Source organism: Streptomyces sp. NPDC127190 (assembly GCF_042672505.1).
In the GTDB taxonomy this organism is placed as follows: domain Bacteria; phylum Actinomycetota; class Actinomycetes; order Streptomycetales; family Streptomycetaceae; genus Streptomyces.
Genome location: NZ_JBHXVE010000001.1, coordinates 17,004 through 38,814 on the forward strand (window position 1 = coordinate 17,004; position 21,811 = coordinate 38,814).

The following is a 21,811-nucleotide window of genomic DNA, read 5'->3' on the forward strand; positions in this document are numbered from 1 at the left end:
GGCGGAGTGAACGGGGAGAGCGGGGAGGCAGCTGAGGTGAGTTCGAACGGAGGCGGCGGTCCGAGGAATGCGCCGGACACCGGCAAGGACTTCGACTCCCTGTCCCATGTGAACCCTCAGATGGCGCTGGACGTCCAGCACAGCGCCATGAAGAAGTTCAAGAAGCGCGTCGATGACCTGCTCATCGAGCTGGAGAAGTCGGAGGCGGCCCCGGGCAAGGTCGGCGAGGACCGCCTGCCGCGCGCCCAGCTGGGGTCCGCGGACTTCAAAGAGGCCCAGTTCCTCTACGACTCGTACACCCTCGTCCACGACGAGCTGGAGAACCTGTCGAAGGCCCTGGGCGCCCAGATCGAGGGCATGGGCCTGGCCGTCCACGCGTCGCGGGTGGGCTACGCCAACCTCGACGAGGCCATCAAGGAGCGGATGAGGGCGGTGAACGCGGAGGCGGAGAAGTACTACGACGTGAACCGGGATCCGTACGCGCATCAGCCGGACACGTCGCCCACGTCCGGCTCCGGCTCCGGCTCCGGCTCTCAGGAAACGAAGGGGACGTGGTGATGAGCAAGGCGTCGAACCGACCGGAACCCCAGCTCGCCCACACGGACTTCGAGTCCATGACGCACGAGCAGCTGGCGGCGATGCTCGACTCCGCGAGCACGGCCGGAGCGTCCCACCTCTCCACCAAGCTCGCCAAGGCCGCGACGACGATCACCAAGATCGGCGACGACCTCATGCAGCACGTCAAGAACCTGGAGTGGCAGGGCGAGGCCGGCGACGCGTTCCGTGACTGGGGTGGCCAGACGGCGAGCGCGACGCTGCGCCTGGGCGAGTACGCGGCGGTGGCGTCCAGCTGGATGGGCACCGTGTCGCAGGCCATCTCCGAGGCGAAGGCGGCCATGCCGGACGTCTCCGAGACGACCCAGGCCAAGACGGACCTCGCCAACGCCCACGCCACGATCGCGGCAGCCAAGCAGCCCGGCGCCCACAACGACCCCGACGCCCAGCAGCAGGCCCGCACGGCCAAGGCCGACGCGACGGCTGCGCAGCAGCGCATCGAGGCGGCGCGGGGCGAGGCGATCCAGCAGATGCGGAAGCTGGCGCAGACGTACGAGTACTCGGCGCAGCAGGTGAACAGTGTGACGCCGCCTACGTTTTCGCCGCCGTCGAATAACTTGAATCCCAAGCAGTGGGCCTACGACACTCAGCACATCCCGACGGGCTCCAACGCATCCGCACCAGTGCCCCGGGCACAAACGGCCGGAAGCCTGGGCGGGAGCCCCTCCTCACAGCACCACAACACCAGCCAGGTGGCGGCTCCTAGGCTCCCCCACACTACGGAAATCCCTGTCACGCCGGTCCACACGCCCCAGTCGAAACACCACGCGCCACCAGTCGACATGGGAATCGACAGCGCAGACACGCTTCCACGCACATCACACGACACCGTCTCCCCACCCGTACCGAGGACGAACATCCCTCACCGCGAATTGCAGCTTCCCGACCAACCGACGGCCGTGCCTCCGACGTTCAGTGGTGGCGGGCGGGGCCTGGGCTCGGCCCCGCTCCCACGGGTTTCCACTCCGGGCCGCCTTCCGCAAATGCCGGGGGCGGTAAGGCCCACCGGTGGCGTCCCGCACATGCCCAGGGAGACGGGAATCGTTGGGGGCCGTCCGGTCACCAACACGGGACGCCCGACGAGCGGCCTGCCGCGGGGAACGGTCATCGGCAAGGAAAGCACCCAAGCCCGTGCCCCGATGGGGCGAACAATGACCCCGAGTTCGCCCTCCGGCGGGTCAGCTCGCCCTGGTGGCGGCCTAGTCGGCGGTCGTCGTCTTGCGTCGGAGGAAGGCGGAGTTGTCGGTGGCCGCCCTGGACAACCGGGCGGCAGCAGCGGGCGCCCCTTCACCACCGGTGGCTCAGGTCTGGTCCGTCCGCCGGCGAACGGGGAGGAATCGCTCCGGCGATCAACGGCTGGCCGTGCCACTGGGTCGCCGCAGCAGCCTGGAACCCGGAAAAGTCAGCAGCAGAACGGCCAACGTCCGGACTACCTGGTCGAAGACGAGGAAACCTGGACGCGGGACAATCGCCGCCCCCTGCCGCCGGTAGTCGACTGAGCCCGAAACCACCATCCTCAGGAAGGCATATGCGTATCAGAGGCAAGCGGATGTCGCGGCGCCTGTCTGCAGCGTCGGCTGTTCTCGGGCTGATGCTCGTCGGGATCGGTGGCACGCCCGCCTACGCTGAGTCCATCCGCGCCCGTCAGTGGCACCTGGACGCCATGCATGCCGAGGAGATGTGGAAGACCAGTACGGGCCGTGGCATCACCGTCGCAGTCATCGACTCCGGCGTCGACGACAGTCTGGCCGACCTCAAGGGCCAGGTTCTGGACGGCAAGGACTACTCCGGCCAGCGTGGCGACGAACACACCGACCTCGTGGGCCACGGAACGGGTATTGCGGCACTCATTGCGGCCACGGGCGCACGGGGGCCGGCGGATGGGTCGTACGGCCTTGCACCGGGAGTGAAGATTCTCCCCATCCGAATGCGTTACAACACCGAGGACTTCGGGCAAGTTGACGAGGGTGCCGAGTACTCAAGAGTGCTGTCAAAGGCCATTCGATACGCAGCAGAATCCCAGGCTCGGGTCATCAACATCTCCATGGCCTTGCCCAATTCACCCGGCAGACAGAACGTCAACACTCCGTCACTTTCTTCCGCAGTCCGGTACGCCCTGTCGAAGGACAAGCTGATTTTTGCCGGTGTAGGTAACGACGGAGACAAGTCCAACCTGCTCGAATATCCGGCGGCCACCCCAGGCGTAGTGGGTGTCGGGGCCGCGGACGAGAAAGGAAAAGTGGCGTCGTTTTCCGAGACTGGCCCCCAGGTTGACCTGGTGGCCCCGGGAACCGAGATGGTTCATGCCTGCCCAGGGGGCAGCGAGGTCTGCAAGTCCAACGGAACGAGTACCTCGACCGCCATCGCCTCCGCCTCGGCAGCCCTCATCTGGTCGAAGCACCCCACGTGGACGAACAACCAGGTCCTCCGGGTCATGCTGAACACTGCCACCAAGCCGGCCGACGGAGCGAAGCGGAGTGACTACGTCGGCTACGGCGGTGTACGGCCCCGTATCGCGCTGAAGAACCCGGGCAACCCCGGCCCCGCCGACAAGTACCCCCTGCCCGACCTGGCCGCAGCAGCCGCTGCCAAGTCGCCATCTCCTCAGGCCTCGGAGGCCACGGGTTCAGCGGGAGGCGGTAAGGGCGACAGCGAGCCGCAGGCCACGGCAGCCCGGTCGAACGGCGGCAACACGGCGCTGTGGATCGGCCTGGGCATCGCGGCCGCGGCGCTTCTGGGAGCCGGCATCGGTATCCCGGTCATTCGGTCCCGCCGAAGGCCGACACCTGTACCGGCCGCTCCCCCCGCTTACCAGCCCTACGCGCATCCTCAGCAGCAACACCCGTCCTTCCGTCCGCCGCAAGGGCATGCCACCGGCGCCCCCACCGACGGAACGCCGCCTGCCCCGGGGCACCATCCGTGAGCGCGAGCTACTGGTCACTTTCTTCACGGCGCTAGCCAGCGACTGGCCTCCACACAGCGATTTGTCAACCCGACCGCCGAAGGCCGTTTTCAGGTGTCCATTACGACGAGGAGGAACATGTCGTTCGATGAGATGTGGGGGAAGGCGCGACGCACAGCCGTTGCCCGGCAGCACAGCAGCATGGAGCTGAACCATCTGCCGGACGGCGTCGAGGGAGGCCCTTCAGGGAAGAAGCTGGTCGCAGATGCCGCGTTCCTGAGGAATCGGGCGACTCATGCGGACACCGTTCGCAGCGATTTCTCCAAGGCAGACAATGCTGCGGCAAAGGAGACTGACCAGGTTGCCGGAAGCCTGAAGGGATTCAAATCAGCTGCGTCATTCTCTACGTTCATGACCAGATGGCGTGGACAGATGAAGTACGTCGAGGATCTGCTGGAACATGACATCGCCGGCGCCTTGCGGTCCAGCGCCAGTGACTATGCAGCACGGGAAGCGAAAGAGAAGGCCCGTCACCGTCACGAGGAACTCAGGTAACGGCACCGGACGAGGAAGACATGCTCGACTACACAACTCTCCTGCACGCCGACTTCAGCGACCTGCACGAGGCGGTGACCGAATGGCGCAAGCTGCCTGAGAAGTTCAGAAAGGTCCACAAACAGTACGAGAACACTGTCGAGAAGGACCTGGAGGGATCTGACTGGAAGGGCGACGCAGCAACAGCCGCCCTAAAGAAGGCCACGCTTGTTGGAAACCAGATCGATGCGGCAGCAGATGAAGCCGACGATATCTGCAAACTGTTGGACAGCGCACACGAGATCTTTACCAGCTCTCAGTCCAAGCTGAAGAGCTTGAAGCACGACATCGAGTCTGACAAGTACCTGTCTATCAAGCCTGACGGTGAGGTGTATTTCAATCCCCCTAAGGATACCCCCACCGAGGATCTGCCATGGCTCAACAAGAGCTACCAGGAGACGCTGCAAGCCTATCGGAGCAGCATTCAATCAGCCATCGCCACCGCCCAAGACGCTGACGACACCCTCTCCTGGGCTTTGAGTCAGGATCACAATGGCCGCGGGAAGGGCTTTAACTCGAACACGTATAGCAGCATCGCGGACGCCAAGAAGGGGCGCGAGCAGGCAGGCAAGGACTTGAAGGAGCTCGAAAAGCTGACCGGGAAAGGCAGCAAGCTGGCTTTGGCAAGCTCTACCGACCGGCTCGATCCCGAGACACTTCGGAGGATCAACACGCTGCTGTCCCGCCACGAAGGTGATCCATACTTCGCCGAGAAGTTCACGACTCAGCTCGGCGCGAAGGGCACTCTCGAGCTGTGGACTCGTATCGCGGACCGGCGTCAGACCGGTGACGCCCAGACGAAGGCATCCGCCGATATTCAGAAGTCACTGAGCTTCACTCTGGCTACTGCCACGCATTCCCACAGTCACGCAATGAATGAGTGGAAGAAGCAGATCATTTCCCTGGGAGGTACACAAGTTGAGTACCCAGACAGAGGAAGTGTGCTTCCGTACAAGGGTCCGTACGGCTTCCAGATCATGAGCAGCCTGATGCGCTACGGATCGTACGACGACAAGTTCCTCACCGACTACGGGCACGGCCTTATTGGGTTCGAAAAGGAACACAAGCATGAGAAGCCGGCCGATCTCTGGCGCGCTGAGGGCGACGAGTACCCGTACCTGAATTTCGGGTCTGGGGACGACTACGGGCAAGACCCTATGGCCGGCTACATGGAGGCTCTTGGGCATAATCCGCATGCCGCAAAGGATCTTTTCTACTCCGAGGACTGGGCGAAGGGTGGCCACAAGGTCAATCAAGACCTGAAATACCTGTTGGTGGACCGCTCTTGGCCCAACGCAAACACCACCGCAGACGGGAGTCGCGGGTACGGCTATGACGAGCTTGGCCATGCCCTCGAAGCGGCAACGCTCGGAGCCCCTTACGACCAGGCGGGGAACGGTATCCATAGGGACAACGTCTCTGCCAACATCATGGGGCAAGTGGTATGGCAGGTCGGGCAGGATCCGCAGTTCATCAAGAACAGGCCGGGCATCGGCGACAGCCTAGGACTCATGGGCTCTGCCTATATTGACGATCTCAACTGGTCTCTCTCGAATTTCGGCGACCACCCAGAGTTCCAGGACCTGAGTAACATCGCCTTCAACCATCACGGCCCGGGTCATATCGATTTCGCACATCAAACGTCGCTCAATTTCCTTAATGCGGTGGGTCGGGACAAGGTGGCTTACGACATCTTGTCCGGCGCACAACAAGAGTTCACGATCAGCGCGCTGAAGGCTCATCCCCACCCCGACGATGCTCTTTCCACCGTTCTGACGACCGGCACCAAGTTCAGTGGTGCACTCGACCAGGCCTGCGTCACCGGGATCAACGATACGTACTCCCAGAAGAGCGACGACTACAGCGATGCCCTGAGCGATGCCGCTGAATGGAAAAAGTTCGGGGTAAGTCAAACGATCAGCACCGGCGTCTCAATTGCCACACTGCCTGTGGAAAGTGCGGGAAGGGTGGTTTCCTTCGTCGTTCCATCGCTGGCCGAGGGAATTGGCGGAGCCATCGAAACGCATGAAAGCATCGCAATCGATCGAGAAGTGCGCCAACAGGTCGATGACTACAACGACAAGCTCGATATGCAAGAGATCAAGAAAAAGTCAGATTTCATGAGGCTGGCCCAGAACAGGGCAACAAGTCCACTCTCGGTATATTTGGCCACCCATCCTGAGCTCAAGGGATCTTCGTGGTATCAGTCCGTCAGCCGAGATATGCAGACGGCATACACCAACGGATCCGAACTGGCCGACATGACCGACTCGGACTGATTGAGGTTTCCGAATCAACAGGCCGATTCTGGCATAACGTGAGACGTGCAAAAGGGAGCGTCGAGATGGGACAGGAAGAGCCATCCGCATGAAACGGAAGACCAAGTACGGAGCTTGCTCAGCTACCGCGATGCTGCTGGCCATGGTCTGTGCGGCATGCGGGAGTGATGGACCTTCCCACGGGGCTGCCGCACTAAAGAATTCGTGTGACGGGGTGGTGGATGCTGAGGCCATCAAGGAGGCGCGACACAGCGAAAATTTCAGCCGCGCATACGATGCTTCCACGACGAAGCAGTCACACGCATCCGCTGCAAGGGCCGTCGCAGAGGAAACTCATGCCGCATACGTTTGCCAGGTGCGGATTGACGGCGCATCCCCCTCGGCCAAGAATGCGTTGTCTATCAAGTTTGAGCCTGCACTGCAGCCACTGTTCCCTGAAAGGCAGAAGAACAGCTACCCGTCATACTCGGCATACAAGCTTGGATATGGAATGCAAGCGACAAGCGGGGCCGGCGAGGCGGACGTCTTCTTCACGTGCCAACGCACCGGGGAGAACAAGCCCCTCCTGGTGACGGGCATTCTCCTCAATGACCTGGACCTCTCCGAAAATACTCAGTTCCGAATCATCTTCCACTCTGCCGAGAAGATGACGAAACTGCTTAAATGTACAAACAAGATCGCATTTCCTTCGGCAGTGTCGATGAAACCACTACCTCTTATGACCTCAGGGTAGCTGCAGCACCGCCGCCTACAGTGGAACGCCACAGGGGCGGCCTGCCATGGAGAGGCGATCAGCACCGGTTCGCCGTCGATCGCGGGTGGGCAGCCGTGTGGGATGCCCGTGGTGGCTTCGAGCAAGAAGAGAGGGAGGTCGCGCTCCAGGCGCGGCCTCCCTCTCAGGTGGGCTGAGGCTCAGCCCATCAGCATCCGGAAGCGGGCTGCGTTGCCCTTGTCCGTGTCCTGGTAGCCGATGACCGATTCGTCCAGGAGCTGGGCGACGCGGGCCAGTTTCTCCGTCATGGCGGCCATTTCCTGGGTGTTGCTGCGCTGGATCTCAGCGAAGGCCGTCTTGGCCTCGCCTTCCCAGGTCTCGGCCTTGACCTTGACGGCGCGCATCAGGGCCTCGAGGTGTTCGCTGAGGTTCTTCGCCGTGTTGCGGACGTCGCTCGCGGCCTGGGTGACGGTGTCGTAGTTGACCGCTGTCCGGTCGAAGCTGCTCGACATGTTCTTCGTTTCCTTTCCAGCGGTTCAGGAGTAGTTGACGCCGACCTGGCCGAGGATCTTGCTCTGGATGTCCCCGGAGTTGTCCACCTTGCGGATCTCGGAGATTCGCTCCTGCTCATGCGCGCTGAACTTGTTGGTGCTCATGCGCACGATCTCCTCCAGGTCCGACAGGTTGTCCTGGAGCTTCCTCAGGTTCTGGTTGATGCCCCGTTGCAGGGAGTCGAACTCCTTGCCGGCCGCACCCTGCCAACCCGCCTGGACCATGTCGACGACCTGGTTCAGGGAACCGATCCGCTTGCTCAGTTCGACGTTGAAGGAGTCGATGTCCTTGGCCAGTTCTGTAATGCTGTCATGGCTGAAGTCGAACTGCGGCTTCGTCATCGCCTCTTGCCCCTCCTGTTGTCCTGATCGTGGCGACAGCCACCGGGCCGGGTCTGCGAGGAATCCCTGCCCGACCTGGCCGCAGCAGCCGCTGCCAAGTCCCCGTCTCCCCATGACTCGGAGGCCACGGGTTCAGCGGGAGGTGGTCAGAGCGACAGCGAGCCGCAGGCTACGGCAGCCACGTCGGACGGCGACAACACGGCGCTGTGGATCGGCCTGGGCATCGCGGCCGCGGCGCTTCTGGGAGCCGGCGTCGGTATCCCGGTCATCCGGTCCCGCCGAAGGCCGTTTCAGGTGTCTATGACGACGAGGAGCATCGGCAGCGCACAGCGCAGGGCTATGGCCCCGCTCTCGGTATACGTCGCGACCCACCCCGACCTCAAGAACTCTTCCTGGTACCAAAACACCAAGGACGCCATGGAACAGCAATACAATTCCGGCTCCGGTGAAGGCGACCTGACGGATACGGATTGATTCATGGCGACGTCACATAAGGTTAAGCTCGACATTACACGTTCCGTCATCTTCCTAGCTGCCGCCGCGCTGCTGACCGGCTGCAGTGGGGGCACAGATAAAGGTGACGACCACTATCAGTCGGCTGATCAGGTGTGCGGTGGGCTGTCAGAGTCCGCAGCGCACACCCTGGAGACGGTCGCCGACACGAAGAAGTTCTCCAGCGAGCCGGCCGGAGGGTTCGACGTGCCTGCGAACGTCCATGGAGAGCTGAAGGGGACTCCCGCTCAGAAGCAGCACGTCTTGTGCTCGATCACCCCGGAGGAAGTACGCAACGAGCAGCACATCAACCTTTCTTTCAAGGTCCTGCCCAAGCTTCCTCCGTCACCGGACAAGGGGCTGAGGGGCAATGTCGGCTTCAAAGTCGGGTTGCGTGGACAGGCCTCTGACCTGGGCGCACACATGTTCTTCAGGTGCGGCCAGGCCGTTGTGGAAACGGACTTCCGTTATGCGCCGGCGAGCCGTGGGCTGGTGTCGTACAAGGGCAACATGCAGCTGCTCAACGAGGCGTCGTACAGACTCGCACAGCAGCTCTCCTGCCTCGGCAGCTCCGGGTTGGCCAAGGAAGTGAAGTGAGCCGTCGGAAGCAGTAGTGGACTGGACAGGCCACTGCGGAACTGGGCGACCCCGATCACGATGACAACTGGTTCGGCAAGGACCCGGCGAGCGCGGATTTCGGGGCTACGCGCTTCCGGACAGAAGCGGGGCCGAATCCGTTCACCCCCTTTACAATGGAAGCCCATTCCAACTACTTCAACCCTGTGAAGGACCAGATGTCCGCCGACAGCATCGCCAACATCGTCGCCGGTAATCCTGGTGGGATCACTCCGGAGGCACGTCGATGAAAACGCGACTCGTCCTGGCTGCGGCGCTTCTCGCGCTCACTACAGCGTGCGGGCTGGTCGGAGGGGAGAGCGGGGCAGACGAAGGGAACGCGGCGTCACATATGAACATGCAAGAAGCGGCGGAGCAGGCCGACAATCTCCTTGCGGACACCCTGGATGCGATCAAACCGCCGGTGAAGTGGGCGCATGGGATCTCCACGGACATCAGCTGCACGGTGTCCAGGAGGATCTCCGTGACGACTGTCATCTCTTCCGAGCGGCGGGGGAACTTCCTAGGTGTCGTGGAGCAGTACTGGAAGAAAAAGGGGTTCACCTACCGCGGCTCCAACAACAGCAAGGAGACTCCCGCGACATACTTCCTGACGCCGGACAAATTCCAGATTCGCCTGCTTTTCGGGTACCAGGGGCAGGCACACTTCGAAGTGACCACTCCATGTGTGGAGAAGTCCGACGTCGCACCGCCGAAGCCGAGGCCCGGTGCGCCGACGTACGACGGCTCGGAGCCGCCGTTGCCCAGCGAACACTCCGACTTCTGGTCCGCGACTTCTCCTGTCCCAGGCACCTCTTCGTCGGGTTGACCAGGAGCAGAGGAGAGAGGGAGGCAGCGCGGGTTGCGCTGCCTCCCTCTTGCGTGGGACAGGTTCAGCCCATCAGCATGCGGAAGCGCGCTGCGTTGCCCTTGTCCGTGTCCTGGTAGCCGATGACCGACTCGTCCAGGAGCTGGGCGACGCGGGCCAGTTTCTCCGTCATGGCGGCCATTTCCTGGGTGTTGCTGCGCTGGATCTCAGCGAAGGCCGTCTTGGCCTCGCCTTCCCAGGTCTCGGCCTTGACCTTGACGGCGCGCATCAGGGCCTCGAGGTGTTCGCTGAGGTTCTTCGCCGTGTTGCGGACGTCGCTCGCGGCCTGGGTGACGGTGTCGTAGTTGACCGCTGTCCGGTCGAAGCTGCTCGACATGTTCTTCGTTTCCTTTCCAGCGGTTCAGGAGTAGTTGACGCCGACCTGGCCGAGGATCTTGCTCTGGATGTCCCCGGAGTTGTCCACCTTGCGGATCTCGGAGATTCGCTCCTGCTCATGCGCGCTGAACTTGTTGGTGCTCATGCGCACGATCTCCTCCAGGTCCGACAGGTTGTCCTGGAGCTTCCTCAGGTTCTGGTTGATGCCCCGTTGCAGGGAGTCGAACTCCTTGCCGGCCGCACCCTGCCAACCCGCCTGGACCATGTCGACGACCTGGTTCAGGGAACCGATCCGCTTGCTCAGTTCGACGTTGAAGGAGTCGATGTCCTTGGCCAGTTCTGTAATGCTGTCATGGCTGAAGTCGAACTGCGGCTTCGTCATCGCCTCTTGCCCCTCCTGTTGTCCTGATCGTGGCGACAGCCACCGGGCCGGGTCTGCGAGGAATCCCTGAGGTGCCCGCCCGTGGGCAAGAGGTGCCACCGCTCCCCGCGTGCACGGACGCGGGAGCAACACCGCGCCGCCCCCGTGACGTACCACTGACGTAGTACCGGAAGCCACTCTAGTCATTTGATGTGTCGCTTCCAACTGCAAAGGCCACCGGCCTGAGTTCGGCTGAGACTACGCTGGTCGGTGGATTGTCGGTACGTGGGAAAGGTCGCTGCGGCATGGCTGAGACTGCTGAGGAGATCAAGGCTCGCAAAGAGCGCGAGCGGGACGAGCTGTACTCGCTCGACATCTCCGGCGTCGAGTGGCACTGCGCTCCGGGTACGGAGGAGCACGAGGAGCGCGTCGAGATCGCTTATCTCCCCGAGGGTGCCGTCGCCATGCGGTCGTCCCTGGATCCGGACACGGTGCTGCGGTACACGGAGGCCGAGTGGCGAGCCTTCGTGCTCGGCGCGCGGGACGGGGAGTTCGACCTGGAGCCGATGGAGCACAACGGTGGGCTCGCGGTCGGGGAGGGGGAGGCCGACAGCCGCCACTGAGGCCGGCTGCCGTTGAGAGCGGCAGGAGTGGAGAGCGGCAGAAGGTGAGGGGCGGCACGTGTGCCGCCCCTCTGTCGTGTCAGTACCGGTTCACACCCGCGCCGCTCAGTGCTGCTTCAGGCCGGCGCTGCCCACTCCCAGCGCCGACACCACCGGGTCCTTCGGGTTCTTGTCGTCGCGTTCCAGCATGCGGCGGGCGAAGAAGACCCGGCCGTGTTCGTAGACGATGTCCGAGTACTCGGGGTCGCTCAGCTCCCACTCCTCCTCCGGAAGGTGGAAGAAGAGGTACGGGGTCTCCTTGTCGGTCCGGGGGTTCCAGTCGACCACGGCCGCGGGCTGCACGGTGTCCAGGCTGGTGCGGTAGATGATCAGGTCGTCGCCGTTCATGCGGACCGGGATGACCGTCTGGAAGGGGCGGCCCTTGAAGGAGGCGGCGGCGGTGCCCTTCTGGACGTCGAAGGCGGTGATCTTGTTCGCGGGCTTGACGATCTCGCCGCTGTCCTTCGTCATGACGAAGATCCGGTCGCGGCCGACCACCATGCCGTCGCACTTGTCGATGTCGCCGAAGGTCGGGCCGGCGTAGTCGCGTCCGCACTTGGGGTCGTAACCGCGCAGCGAGATGGTGGCGAGCGGCTTGCCGTTCTTCGGGTCCAGGGTGATCAGGTCCGTGACGAGGGTGTCTCCGGCCGCGACGGCGAGCACCGGCGGTTCGGCGGAGGGCAGGTAGACGGCCTGGATGCCGCTGCTGACGTTGTACTGCCACATGATCTTGCCGGTACGGGGATCGATCTTCTCCGCGCGATAGGTGGCGGTGCTGGACTCGCCGCAGGTGACGAGGGCCAGCAGGCCCCGGCCGCCGGCGTAGCCCGTGTCATGGCACTGGGAGGTGGACTCGGTGGTGTTCCAGAGCCGCTTGCCGCTGTCCATGTCGTACGCCACCGAGCCGTGGTTCCAGGCGATGGCCACGACCCCCTGGGTCAGGGCGATGTTCGTGTTGGTGACGTAGGCGAAGTCGGCCGCCGGCATCTTCTGCTGCCAGAGCTTCTTGCCGGTGTTGAGGTCGACGGAGAGCACCTCGTTGCAGACGCCGCTCTTGCCGGTCTTGGCGGCCGGGGGCTGGACGACGACCGCGGTGCGGCCGTCGGCGGTGACGTCGCGGCTGACGGCGCAGATGTAGCCGCCGAGGTCGAGGGACCAGGCGGTCTTGCGGTCGTCCGGGTTGGGCTCGATCGTGTAGCCCTGGATGGTGTGGGCGACGGCCTGCGCGAGGACCTTGCCCGTGGCCCAGGTGCCGGGTGCGTACCGTGGCTGGCCGGTGAGCTTGTCCTCGTAGTGGTGGACGACCATCTCGCCCTCGGGCGAGCCGGGGGCCTGTTCCACGGTCGCGCGTATCGCGTCGGGGGCCTGCTGGGCCGGCTTGGCGTCGGTGTGCCCCTTGGGCTCGCCGGACGAGTGGTACCAGTACAGGCCCGCGCCGAGGGCGAGGACGACGGCCACGACGGCGGCGATCGTGCCGACCGTGCGTCTGCGGCGTCTGGCCCGCGACTGGTCGGCCTCCAGCGCGGATTGGGTGTACATCGACGAAGGTGGGCCGAAGCTCACGCTGACAGATCCTTTCGATGGCGGCGGCGCAGATCGCGGGCCACTACAGCGGTACCGGCGATGACGGCGACCAGGACGGCGGTGACACCGAGTGCGTAGACGGCGTAGCGCTGGTTGCGCTCCTGCGGGGTCTCCGCCAGGGAGAACGGCGCTACGTCGGGTTCCGGTGCCTTGGACGGGCCGGGGTCGGGGGTCGGGGAGGACGGCGGGTCGCCGCTGTCCGAGTCCTGGACGGCGCGCACCGGGTCGACGACGCCCCAGCCGACGAAGTTGTCGTGGCCGTTGACGGAGCGCTCGGCCGTCTGCTCGATCCGGGTGACGATCTGGGCGGTGGTCCAGTCGGGATGCTTCTCCTTGAGCAGCGCCGCGACCCCGGCGACGAAGGGGGCGGAGAAGCTGGTGCCGTCGTCGGTGCACTGGCCGCCGCCGGGCACGGTGGAGGCGATGTCCACTCCCGGCGCGGCGACCCCGACGAAGGTTCCGGCCTGGGAGAACGGCGCGCGTTCGTTGTTGCGGTCCGAGGCGGCCACGGCCAGGACGCCCGGGAAAGCGGCCGGGTAGGTGTTCTTGGGCTTGCCGTCCACGCCGTCGTTGCCCGCCGACGCGACCACGACCACTTTCCGTGCGATCGCGCGGTGTACGGCCTGGGCGAGGGCGGAGGTGTTGGACAGCGGCTTGGTCGTGTCCTGGGAGATGTTGATGACGTCGGCGCCCCGGGAGACGGCGTAGGTGATCGCCTGGGCCATGGTGTCGGAGTCGCCGCTGTTGTCGGCGTCGTTCTGCCGGATGGGGATGATGGTGGCCTTGGGGGCGAGTCCCACGAAGCCGGTGCCCTTGTGGGGGCGGGCGGCGATGATGCCGGCGACTTTGGTGCCGTGTCCCACCTGGTCGTCGGTGGGGTCGCCGCCCTTGCCCTTGGCCAGGTAGTCGCGGCCGGCCGCCTTGTCCACGGCACCGGCGAGTTGCGGGTTCCGGTCGTCCACGCCGGTGTCGATGACGGCGACCTGTACGCCCTTGCCCTGGTCGGTGCCCTGCCACAGCTGGTCGAGCAGGACGCGTTGCAGCGCCCAGGGCGTGCCCTTGATCTGGTGGGCGGGGAAGGTGCACTCGCCGCTGCCGTCCAGCCGGAGGTGCGGGGCGGGCGGAGCGGTGCCGAGCGCGGTCAGCAGGGCGGCGGCGGTCAGCAGGGTCGCCTTCGTGGGCAGCACGCGTACGGCGCTCCTCTTCGCGTGTCCGTCGTGTCCGTCGGTCATGTCGGGCAGGGGAGGCGTCAGGAACCCTGGGGCTGGCGGGCGCTGTTGGTGTCGAGGCGGGGTCCCTTGGCGAGCAGCTCCGACCAGGCCGCGGGCACCTTTGCGGGCCGGACGTTCTGGTAGCCGAGCTTGACCTGGGCCTCGCTGGGCTCGGGGCTGCCGTCGGAGGTCTTCTTGCCGTTCGCGCCGATGTCCGAGGTACGGCTGTCGCTGTCTCCGTTGGTCTGTACGGCGTACCGGAGTCCGGTGTCGGTGACCAGGAAGAGCGCTCCGGCGCCGGTCTCGGTGCCCTGGGTCTGGGTGTAGAGGAGACCGGTGCCCGGGGTGACATAGGTTCCGGTGCCGTCCGCGGTGATCGCGACGGGGTAGTCCTTGCCGGCCCAGGTGCTGAGGGTGGTGGTGTGGGCGGAGCCGGTGCCGGCGTCGCGCAGCACGCTGCACACGGTGTCGCGTCCGGTGGCGGAGGAGGCGGAGTTGACCTGCCGGGCGCGCGCCTCGGGCCACCTGCCCTGCCCGGCGAACGGTGTGGCGTCGGCCGTGAAGTCCTGGAGGCCGACGGTGCGTGCCTCGCCGTTCATGTCCAGTCCGGCGGTCTGCGGCGAGGAGATGAGCAGCCAGGCCGTGAACTCGCTGATCGGCTGCACCTTGCCGGGCAGGACGACGTAGTACTTGGTGCCGTCGCCGGTCCGGGTGCGCAGCACCATGCCGACCCTGTTCTCGGCCGCCGAGAGCTGTCCGTGCACATGGGCGGGTGTGCCGACGCCCGGGGGCAGTCGCGGGAACCGGATGGGGTCGCCCTGGTGCAGGGTGCCGAGCCATTCCTTGGTGACGAGCTGGGGTTTGCGGGTGCCGACCAGGGCGGTGGTCAGGGCGTCGGTCTCGGTTCCGGTGACGGCGTACGACGTTCCGTGCGCGTCGACGAGGTAGCGGTCGCCGGTGCGGGTCTTGACGTAGAGCACGTCGCCGGCGGCGAGGCGGCCGGGGCCGTCGGTCTTCGGGGCGTCCCGCCGGGCGAGGACGAAGGTGGCCTGCTGGACGGTCTCGCCCTTGCCGCCGGGCTGTTCGCAGACGGCCCACCGTTTGGGCTTGCCGGCCTCGTCGGGCGAGGGGAGCCGGTCGGGGGCGTAGGGGATGCCGAGGATCGGGCCGCGCGGTGGCTTGCCGGAGTCCAGGATGCTGTCACTCACCTGGATGACCTGGTAGTCGGCGCCGTTCATCAGCAGGCGTGCGGAGGCGAGGTTCAGGACCGGGTGCAGTCGGGCGGTCCTGCCCGTCTTCAGTACCACGTAGCGGGTCGTGGACTGCTTGCCGACGATCACCCGGGTGCCGGGGGTGTCCCAGCCGGCGGGAGCGGTGGGCCGGAACATGCCCCAGGCGCCGAACACGGCCAGCGTCAGCGCACCGGCGACCAGGCTGGGCACGATCGCGCGGAGCGGCTTGGGGGCGCCTTCCTCGGACCCGGACGGCGAGGGCTGGAGAAAGGCCGCGAGGGTGCGCCTCTTCGCGAACGTGTAGGCGTTGAGTTCGTCCCGCTGTGATGCCATTGGTGCCTGCTTCTCCCCGTCGTCGCACCGGCGGGCACCCGTCCCGCGCCGCGATGTCAGACCGGCCCCCTACTATGCATGGTGTCCGTGTGAACCGGTGGAACGGGTAGGGTACCGGGGCCTCGGTGAGGCCCGGACGGGCCGCTCGGACCAGTGAGTTGTGAGTAAAACGGGGGGATGCAGTGATGGCTTCCGGTACTCGGTCGCGGTCGCGCGGCCGGTCGGGGACCACCGGCTCCCCGGCGCCCGCCCCCGAGCCCTCCGGCCGGCCGGCCGGGCCGGATTCCGGCGCCGCGGCAAGTGGCGCTCCGTCCTTCCGGGCCCGTCCGGGACGGGCCGGTTCGTTCCGGCTGCAACGGCTCGTCCTGCTGGAACTGGCGGTGGCCGTGCTGGTCGTCGGCTGGGCGGTCGCCCCGCTGGCGCTGGCCGTCGCGACGCCGGTGGCGGTGGCGCTGGTCCTGCTCGCCGTGGTCCGCCGCAGGGGCCGCACCCTGCCGGACTGGCTGGCCACGGCACGGGCGCTGAGGGCTCGTCAGCGGCGCGCCGCCAACACCCCGATACCGCCGGGCACGGAGCCTTCCCTGGTGCCCGCGCTGGAGTGCGAGCCCGCCTTGCGCACGTACTCCTACGGCGCGCGTGAGCGGCGGCCGGCCGGGATCGTCGGGGACGGGACCTTTCTCACGGCCGTGCTCCAGGTGGAGGCCGACGCGACCGCGCTGCGGGCCGAGCGGACCCGGCAGCCGCTGCCGCTGGGCCTGGTGCGGGACGCGTTGGAGGTGGACGGCATCCGGCTGGAGTCCGCGCAGATCGTGCAGCACACCCAGCCGGCGCCCGCGCTGCATCTGCCCCAGCAGTCGGTGGCCGTCGCCAACTACGCCCCGCTTCAGCAGCGGACGGGCGCCCCGGCCGTGCGCATCACCTGGATCGCGCTGAAGCTCGACCCCGAGCTGTGCGCGGAGGCCGTGGCCGCCCGCGGCGGCGGGCTGCTCGGGGCGCAGAAGTGCGTGGTGCGGACCGCGGACCATCTGGCGAGCCGGCTGACCGGGGCCGGGTTCCGGGCGCGGGTGCTGGACGAGGAGGAGCTGGTCGCCGCGCTGGCCACCTCCGCGTGCGCCAACCCGCTGGTCACCGCCGAGGCCGGGCGCGGTGAGGCCAGGGAGCGGCGCACGGAGGAGTCGGGGCGCAGCTGGCGCTGTGACAACCGGCGGCACACCACGTACTGGGTGCGCAGATGGCCGCAGCTGGGCGGCGCGCGGGGCGGTTCGCTGCCGCAGTTCATCGCCGAGGTCACGGCGATACCGGCCCTGGCCACCACCTTCAGTCTCACCCTCGCGCGCGGGGAGCGGCAGGAGGTCGCGCTGTGCGGTCATCTGCGGGTGACCGGCCGCAGCGACGACGAACTCGTCGCGGCCCGGCGCGCCCTGGAGGCCGCCGCCCGGCAGGCCGGTGCCGGGCTGTCCCGGCTCGACCGTGAGCAGCTGCCCGGCATGCTGGCCACGCTGCCGCTGGGAGGTGCGCGATGACGACGGTTGCGAGGAACGCGGCCGAGGGGGCGGCGCCCAAGGCGTCCGGGCTGCGCCGGGCCGGCGAGCGACTGCGGCACGGCCTCGGACTGCTCGGGCCCCGGCACGGCCGGCACACCCTGTCCGCAGCCCAACTGGACGCGCTGGCCCTGCCGATCGGCGACGACGGTGTGGTGGCCGGGGTCGACAGCGAGGGGCAGCCCGCGGTCCTGGGCATCAACCGGCCGACGCCGTACGACATCGTGCTGATCGGCGGCCTGTGGACCGCCCAGGTGCTGGCGCTGCGCTCGGCGGCCACCGGCGCGCGGGTCGCCGTGGAGACGGGCCGGCCGCAGGCCTGGATGCAGATGGTGCACGCCATGGGCGGCGGGCAGAACGGGCTGTCCGTGTACGACGTCGGACGCGTCCCGCCGCAGGGCGCCTCCGCCGGTACGCCGGTGCTGGTGGTGCGGGACTGCGGTATGCGGCCGCCCCGCGGGCGGGTGGTGGCCGGGCCCTGGCAGTCGGTGCTGACACTGCTGCCGTATCTCAGCCCGGTCGCGCCCCGGTTGCTGCGGCAGGCCCGGCTCGCCGGCATCCAGCGGGTGTCACCGGACGAGGCCACCGAGCTGGGGCGCACCATGGGGCTCAGCCGGACCGAGGTGGAGTCGCTGCCGGCGCTGCCCGACGGCGTCACCCTGTGGTGCACCGACCGTGACCGGCAGTACGTGCTGACGCAACCCACCGACGCCGAGACCGGATTGTTGGGCGGCCCGCGCCGGATGGACTGAACTGCCCTTACCTGTCCCATTTGTTATCCAGCCTCGCCTTTCCGGTTCGTCACATCTCTTCCGTTTACTCCCTGCTTTCGACGGTAAAACGCCGGGCGGATGCGGGGATTCGGGGTGCGTCGCAGCCCCGTCGGCGTCCGCCGAGAGGTGGGCGGGCCTGCCGAGGTGTGGCGTGCGGTGATTAGGCTGGGAGCGGGCGCGATGGCAGGAACCGTGGGCCGGGCGTCGGTGTCCCAGGGGGTGAGCCGTGGATCGGACTGCCTCGACGACTACGGACGATTCGGAACGACACAACAGGGTCGCCCCCGCACGGCATGAGGGTGCTCGACCACACCAGGAGGAACTGTGAGCAGCGATCGGGACGGGATGCGCGGGGGCTGGGCCACACCCGGCGATGACCAGCCCGACGCAGAGGCCGTCGAGACCACCGGCGAGTTCACCATCGACTACGCCCCGCCCGCCTGGTACACCCAGAACGCGGCCGGTACGGCGGCCGGTCCGGGTGGTGCGCCGGGCGCGGGCGGCTTCACCGGGGCGAACGGCCCGGGCACTCCGGGTGAGCCCGGTGCCCCGGCGGCGCCCGGCATGCCGCCGTTCCCTCCGGCCATGCCCGCCGCCGGACCGACCCCGCCGCCCGCGGCGCCGTTCGGCCAGCCGCAGGGCGCGCCGTACGCTCCCCCGCCCCCGCCCGCTCCGGTGCCGGGTGCGCCCTTCACTCCGCCCGCCATGCCCACGCCGCCCGCGCCGCCCGCGCCGCCGGTCGGGGAGGCGGTCCCGATGCCGAAGCTGCCCGAGGGCTTCGAACCCCAGCAGCCGGTGCAGCCCCAGAGTGTGCAGCCTCAGCCTCCGGTGGTGCAGTCGGCCGAGCAGGGTGGGCAGCAGGGGCCGTCCGAGGTGCCGGCCGCGTCTCCCGTGGCCGAGCCGGAGATGAGCAACGGCGACCTGGAGAGCGGGGCCACCATCCGCTTCTCCTCCGCCGCGCTGAAGCGCGAGATGGCCGAGATCGCCGCGCGCGCGGCCGCCCTCCAGGCGGATGCCTCCGGCGGCGAGGACGGCCAGGGCGACGAGGCCGCTCCCGCGGGTGCGGAGGAGGCCGGGGCCGAGGGCGGCTCCGCGCCGGAAGCCGAGGGCGGCTCCGCGCCGGAGGCCGAGAACGGCGGGGAGGCCGAGGCGGAGGGCTCCGCCGAGGGTGGGGCGGAAGGCTCCGCCGAGGAGCAGGATGTCGCCGCGAGCGACACCGACACCGACACCGACACCGACAGCGGTGCTGACACCGCCGCCGACGCCGTGGCCGAGGATCAGGAGCCTGCCCCGGCACCGGTCTCCATCGAGAAGGCGGCACCGGAGGCTCCGCAGGCCGACGCTCCGGAGTCCGAGGAGACTCCCGCCGCTGAGCCGCCGACAGCGGACGCGCACGTCTCCGGGCCCACCGATGCCGTGCCGCCGCAGGCTGATGCCGCACCGCAGCCCACGGATGCCGTGCCCCAGAACAGCGCGCCCGAGCCCGGTGCCGCCGAGACCGGCGCCCCGCAGGACGCGGCACCGCCCGTTCCCCCGGCCCCGCAGGACGCCGTACCCACCGCTCCCCCCGCCCCGCAGGACGCCGTACCCACCGCTCCCCCCGCCCCGCAGGACGCCGTACCCACCGCTCCCCCCGCCCCGCAGGACGCCCAGTCCGCGTGGGCTCCGCCGCCGGCGCCGCAGAGCGGGGTACCTCCGCTGCCGCCGTCGTACCAGCCGGCCGCTCCGGCCCCGGCTGCCCAGTGGCCCGCACAGCCCGCCACACCGCAGTCCACCGCACCTCAGCAGCCCGTGCCGCAGCAGCCCACGCCCCAGCCGCAGGCTCCGGTGGCGGGTCCGATGCCGGGGCCTATGCCGGGGCAGCCGCAGCCACAGCCGCCCGCCGCGCAGGGGCCGTTCGGCGTCCCCGGCCAGCAGCCGCCGTTCCAGCCGCAGCCGCCGCAGCCCGCACCCGCGCCCTGGAACCAGCCCGGTCAGCCGAACCAGCCCCACCCGGCCGGTGCGCCCATGCCCCCTGCCCCCGCGCAGGGCGGCTACGGCTTCCCGCCTGGGCCGCCGGCGCCGCAGCCGCAGCCGCAGCCGCAGCCGCAGCCGACCCCCAACGACCCGAGCGCCCAGGGCGCCCAGGGCGGTTACGGCTTCCCGCCAGCGCCCCCGGCGCCCCAGCCCGCCCCCAACGGCCCCACCGACCAAGGCGGTTACGGCTTCCCCCCGGCACCCCCGGGGCCCCAGCCCCAGCCCCAGCCCCAGCCCCAGCCCCAGCCCCAGCCCCAGCCCCAGCCCCAGCCGAACGACCAGAACGCCCACGGCGGTTACGGCTTCCCGCCCGCACCGCAGCAGCCGAACCCGCAGCAGCCCGCTCCGGCCCCCGGCCCGGGACCGGTCGATCCGCGTTCCGGTGCCGCGTGGCCCCAGCCCATCCAGCACGACCAGCGGCAGATGGCCAACCCCGGTGCGGCGCCACTCGGTTACACCGCCGCCGTCGAGCTGTCCTCGGACCGGCTGCTCAACAACAAGCGGCAGAAGGCGAAGAGCAGCCGGCCGGCCGCCGCCTCCTCGCGGTTCAAGCTGGGCGGCAAGAAGGAGGAGGCGGAGCGGCAGCGGAAGCTGGAGCTGATGCGTACGCCGGTGCTGTCCTGCTACCGGATCGCGGTCATCAGCCTCAAGGGCGGCGTCGGCAAGACGACCACGACCATGGCGCTCGGCTCCACCCTCGCCTCCGAGCGGCAGGACAAGATCCTGGCGATCGACGCGAACCCGGACGCCGGTACGCTCGGGCGGCGCGTGCGCCGGGAGACCGGGGCCACCATCCGCGACCTCGTCCAGGCGATCCCGTACCTGAACTCGTACATGGACATCCGCCGGTTCACCTCCCAGGCGCCCTCCGGTCTGGAGATCATCGCCAACGACGTGGACCCGGCCGTGTCGACCACGTTCAACGACGAGGACTACCGGCGCGCGATCGACGTGCTGGGCCGGCAGTACCCGGTCATCCTGACCGACTCCGGCACCGGTCTGCTGTACAGCGCCATGCGCGGGGTGCTCGACCTCGCCGACCAGCTGATCATCATCTCCACCCCGTCCGTGGACGGCGCGAGCAGTGCCAGTACGACGCTGGACTGGCTGTCCGCGCACGGGTACGCGGATCTGGTCTCCCGGTCGCTCACGGTGATCTCCGGGGTCCGTGAGACCGGCAAGATGATCAAGGTCGAGGACATCGTGTCCCACTTCGAGACCCGCACCCGCGGGGTCGTGGTGGTGCCCTTCGACGAGCATTTGGCCGCCGGTGCCGAGGTCGACCTCGACATGATGCGGCCGCGGACCCGCGAGGCGTACTTCAACCTGGCCGCGATGATCGCGGAGGACTTCGTACGGCACCAGCAGTCGCACGGGCTGTGGACCAGCGACGGCAACCCGCCGCCGGTGGCCGCCCCGCCGATGCCGGGCCAGCAGATGCCGGGTCAGCCGGTGCCCGGCCAGCCCGTGCCCGGACAGCCGTACCCCCAGCCACCCGGCCAGGAGCTGTACACCGGGCCGCCGCAGCCCTATCCGGCACAGCCCGCACAGCCGGGCCAGCCGGGCCAGCCGGGCCAGCCGGGCCAGCCGCAGCAGCCGTATCCGCAGGCCGCTCCGGGCCAGCAGCCCTACCCGCCGCAGGCCCAGGCCCCCGCTCAGCCGTACCCGCCGCAGCAGGGCTACGGGCAGCCGCCGCAGCAGTAGGGGCAGCGCGGTACGACAGAGGCGGGGGGGGGCGTGCGCGGGGGCGGGGGTCGGCGCGCTGGCCACCGGACGGCTCCACACCGGCGCC

19 protein-coding genes are annotated in these 21,811 nt (G+C 68.0%); 12 read left to right on the forward strand and 7 right to left on the reverse strand.

The features are described from left to right. The first annotated feature begins 36 nt into the window (after window positions 1-36). From ACFVIU_RS00070 to ACFVIU_RS00095, 6 genes are all read left to right on the forward strand, one after another. Window positions 37-558, forward strand: a complete 522-nt coding sequence (locus ACFVIU_RS00070; protein WP_385839586.1) for a hypothetical protein — start codon at window positions 37-39, stop codon at window positions 556-558. Beyond that, complete coding sequence (locus tag ACFVIU_RS00075) at window positions 558-2,114, forward strand: hypothetical protein (RefSeq protein WP_385839587.1); 1,557 nt, start codon at window positions 558-560, stop codon at window positions 2,112-2,114. The genes ACFVIU_RS00070 and ACFVIU_RS00075 overlap by 1 nt, the downstream gene beginning before the upstream one ends. 29 nt (window positions 2,115-2,143) lie before the next feature. Next, on the forward strand, window positions 2,144-3,538 hold the full coding sequence (mycP, locus tag ACFVIU_RS00080; protein WP_385839588.1) for a type VII secretion-associated serine protease mycosin: 1,395 nt from the start codon (window positions 2,144-2,146) through the stop codon (window positions 3,536-3,538). A 117-nt stretch (window positions 3,539-3,655) separates the two neighbouring features. Beyond that, entirely contained in the window at window positions 3,656-4,072 is a 417-nt protein-coding gene (locus ACFVIU_RS00085) for a hypothetical protein (protein WP_385839590.1), read from the forward strand. A gap of 20 nt (window positions 4,073-4,092) precedes the next feature. Then, on the forward strand, window positions 4,093-6,390 hold the full coding sequence (locus ACFVIU_RS00090; RefSeq protein WP_385839591.1) for a hypothetical protein: 2,298 nt from the start codon (window positions 4,093-4,095) through the stop codon (window positions 6,388-6,390). An 88-nt stretch (window positions 6,391-6,478) separates the two neighbouring features. Beyond that, complete coding sequence (locus tag ACFVIU_RS00095; protein ID WP_385839592.1) at window positions 6,479-7,123, forward strand: hypothetical protein; 645 nt, start codon at window positions 6,479-6,481, stop codon at window positions 7,121-7,123. A 179-nt stretch (window positions 7,124-7,302) separates the two neighbouring features. Here ACFVIU_RS00095 and ACFVIU_RS00100 read toward each other — a convergent pair whose 3' ends face one another. After that, window positions 7,303-7,614, reverse strand: a complete 312-nt coding sequence (locus tag ACFVIU_RS00100; RefSeq protein ID WP_385839593.1) for a WXG100 family type VII secretion target — start codon at window positions 7,612-7,614, stop codon at window positions 7,303-7,305. A gap of 24 nt (window positions 7,615-7,638) precedes the next feature. After that, on the reverse strand, window positions 7,639-7,995 hold the full coding sequence (locus ACFVIU_RS00105) for a WXG100 family type VII secretion target (protein WP_385839594.1): 357 nt from the start codon (window positions 7,993-7,995) through the stop codon (window positions 7,639-7,641). Window positions 7,996-8,472: 477 nt separating this feature from the next. On the opposite strand from ACFVIU_RS00105, the gene ACFVIU_RS00110 reads away from it, so the two are divergent. Both ACFVIU_RS00110 and ACFVIU_RS00115 read left to right on the forward strand, forming a co-directional pair. Then, complete coding sequence (locus ACFVIU_RS00110) at window positions 8,473-9,084, forward strand: hypothetical protein (RefSeq protein WP_385839596.1); 612 nt, start codon at window positions 8,473-8,475, stop codon at window positions 9,082-9,084. A 265-nt stretch (window positions 9,085-9,349) separates the two neighbouring features. Then, the gene (locus tag ACFVIU_RS00115; protein ID WP_385839597.1) at window positions 9,350-9,931 is read left to right on the forward strand and encodes a hypothetical protein; all 582 of its coding nucleotides are present in this window, start codon (window positions 9,350-9,352) and stop codon (window positions 9,929-9,931) included. A gap of 64 nt (window positions 9,932-9,995) precedes the next feature. Here the strand turns inward: ACFVIU_RS00115 and ACFVIU_RS00120 are convergent, their stop codons facing one another. Next, complete coding sequence (locus ACFVIU_RS00120) at window positions 9,996-10,307, reverse strand: WXG100 family type VII secretion target (protein ID WP_385839593.1); 312 nt, start codon at window positions 10,305-10,307, stop codon at window positions 9,996-9,998. A 24-nt stretch (window positions 10,308-10,331) separates the two neighbouring features. Beyond that, the gene (locus ACFVIU_RS00125) at window positions 10,332-10,688 is read right to left on the reverse strand and encodes a WXG100 family type VII secretion target (RefSeq protein WP_385839594.1); all 357 of its coding nucleotides are present in this window, start codon (window positions 10,686-10,688) and stop codon (window positions 10,332-10,334) included. A gap of 284 nt (window positions 10,689-10,972) precedes the next feature. Here ACFVIU_RS00125 and ACFVIU_RS00130 point away from each other — a divergent pair, with 284 nt between their 5' ends. Further along, window positions 10,973-11,290 carry a DUF397 domain-containing protein gene (locus tag ACFVIU_RS00130; RefSeq protein WP_385839598.1) on the forward strand — a complete coding sequence of 106 codons (318 nt, stop codon included), beginning with the start codon at window positions 10,973-10,975 and terminating at the stop codon, window positions 11,288-11,290. Window positions 11,291-11,395: 105 nt separating this feature from the next. Here the strand turns inward: ACFVIU_RS00130 and ACFVIU_RS00135 are convergent, their stop codons facing one another. From ACFVIU_RS00135 to eccB, 3 genes are read right to left on the reverse strand one after another with little or no spacing between them, the layout of a single operon-like run. Next, the gene (locus ACFVIU_RS00135; RefSeq protein WP_385839600.1) at window positions 11,396-12,868 is read right to left on the reverse strand and encodes a PQQ-binding-like beta-propeller repeat protein; all 1,473 of its coding nucleotides are present in this window, start codon (window positions 12,866-12,868) and stop codon (window positions 11,396-11,398) included. A gap of 20 nt (window positions 12,869-12,888) precedes the next feature. Next, window positions 12,889-14,145 (reverse strand): type VII secretion-associated serine protease mycosin, encoded by a 1,257-nt coding sequence (gene mycP, locus ACFVIU_RS00140; RefSeq protein WP_385839601.1) that lies wholly within the window; start codon window positions 14,143-14,145, stop codon window positions 12,889-12,891. 17 nt (window positions 14,146-14,162) lie between these two features. Continuing rightward, window positions 14,163-15,689, reverse strand: coding sequence for a type VII secretion protein EccB (gene eccB, locus ACFVIU_RS00145; protein WP_385839602.1), 1,527 nt, complete (start codon window positions 15,687-15,689; stop codon window positions 14,163-14,165). Window positions 15,690-15,874: 185 nt separating this feature from the next. Between eccB and eccE the strand changes: the two genes are divergently transcribed. The 3 genes from eccE to ACFVIU_RS00160 all read left to right on the forward strand — a co-directional run bounded on the left by eccE (window position 15,875) and on the right by ACFVIU_RS00160 (window position 21,723). Beyond that, on the forward strand, window positions 15,875-17,212 hold the full coding sequence (gene eccE / locus ACFVIU_RS00150) for a type VII secretion protein EccE (RefSeq protein ID WP_385839604.1): 1,338 nt from the start codon (window positions 15,875-15,877) through the stop codon (window positions 17,210-17,212). Beyond that, complete coding sequence (locus ACFVIU_RS00155; RefSeq protein WP_385839605.1) at window positions 17,209-17,982, forward strand: hypothetical protein; 774 nt, start codon at window positions 17,209-17,211, stop codon at window positions 17,980-17,982. The genes eccE and ACFVIU_RS00155 overlap by 4 nt, the downstream gene beginning before the upstream one ends. A gap of 345 nt (window positions 17,983-18,327) precedes the next feature. After that, on the forward strand, window positions 18,328-21,723 hold the full coding sequence (locus tag ACFVIU_RS00160; RefSeq protein WP_385839607.1) for an SCO5717 family growth-regulating ATPase: 3,396 nt from the start codon (window positions 18,328-18,330) through the stop codon (window positions 21,721-21,723). Window positions 21,724-21,811: the final 88 nt, after the last annotated feature.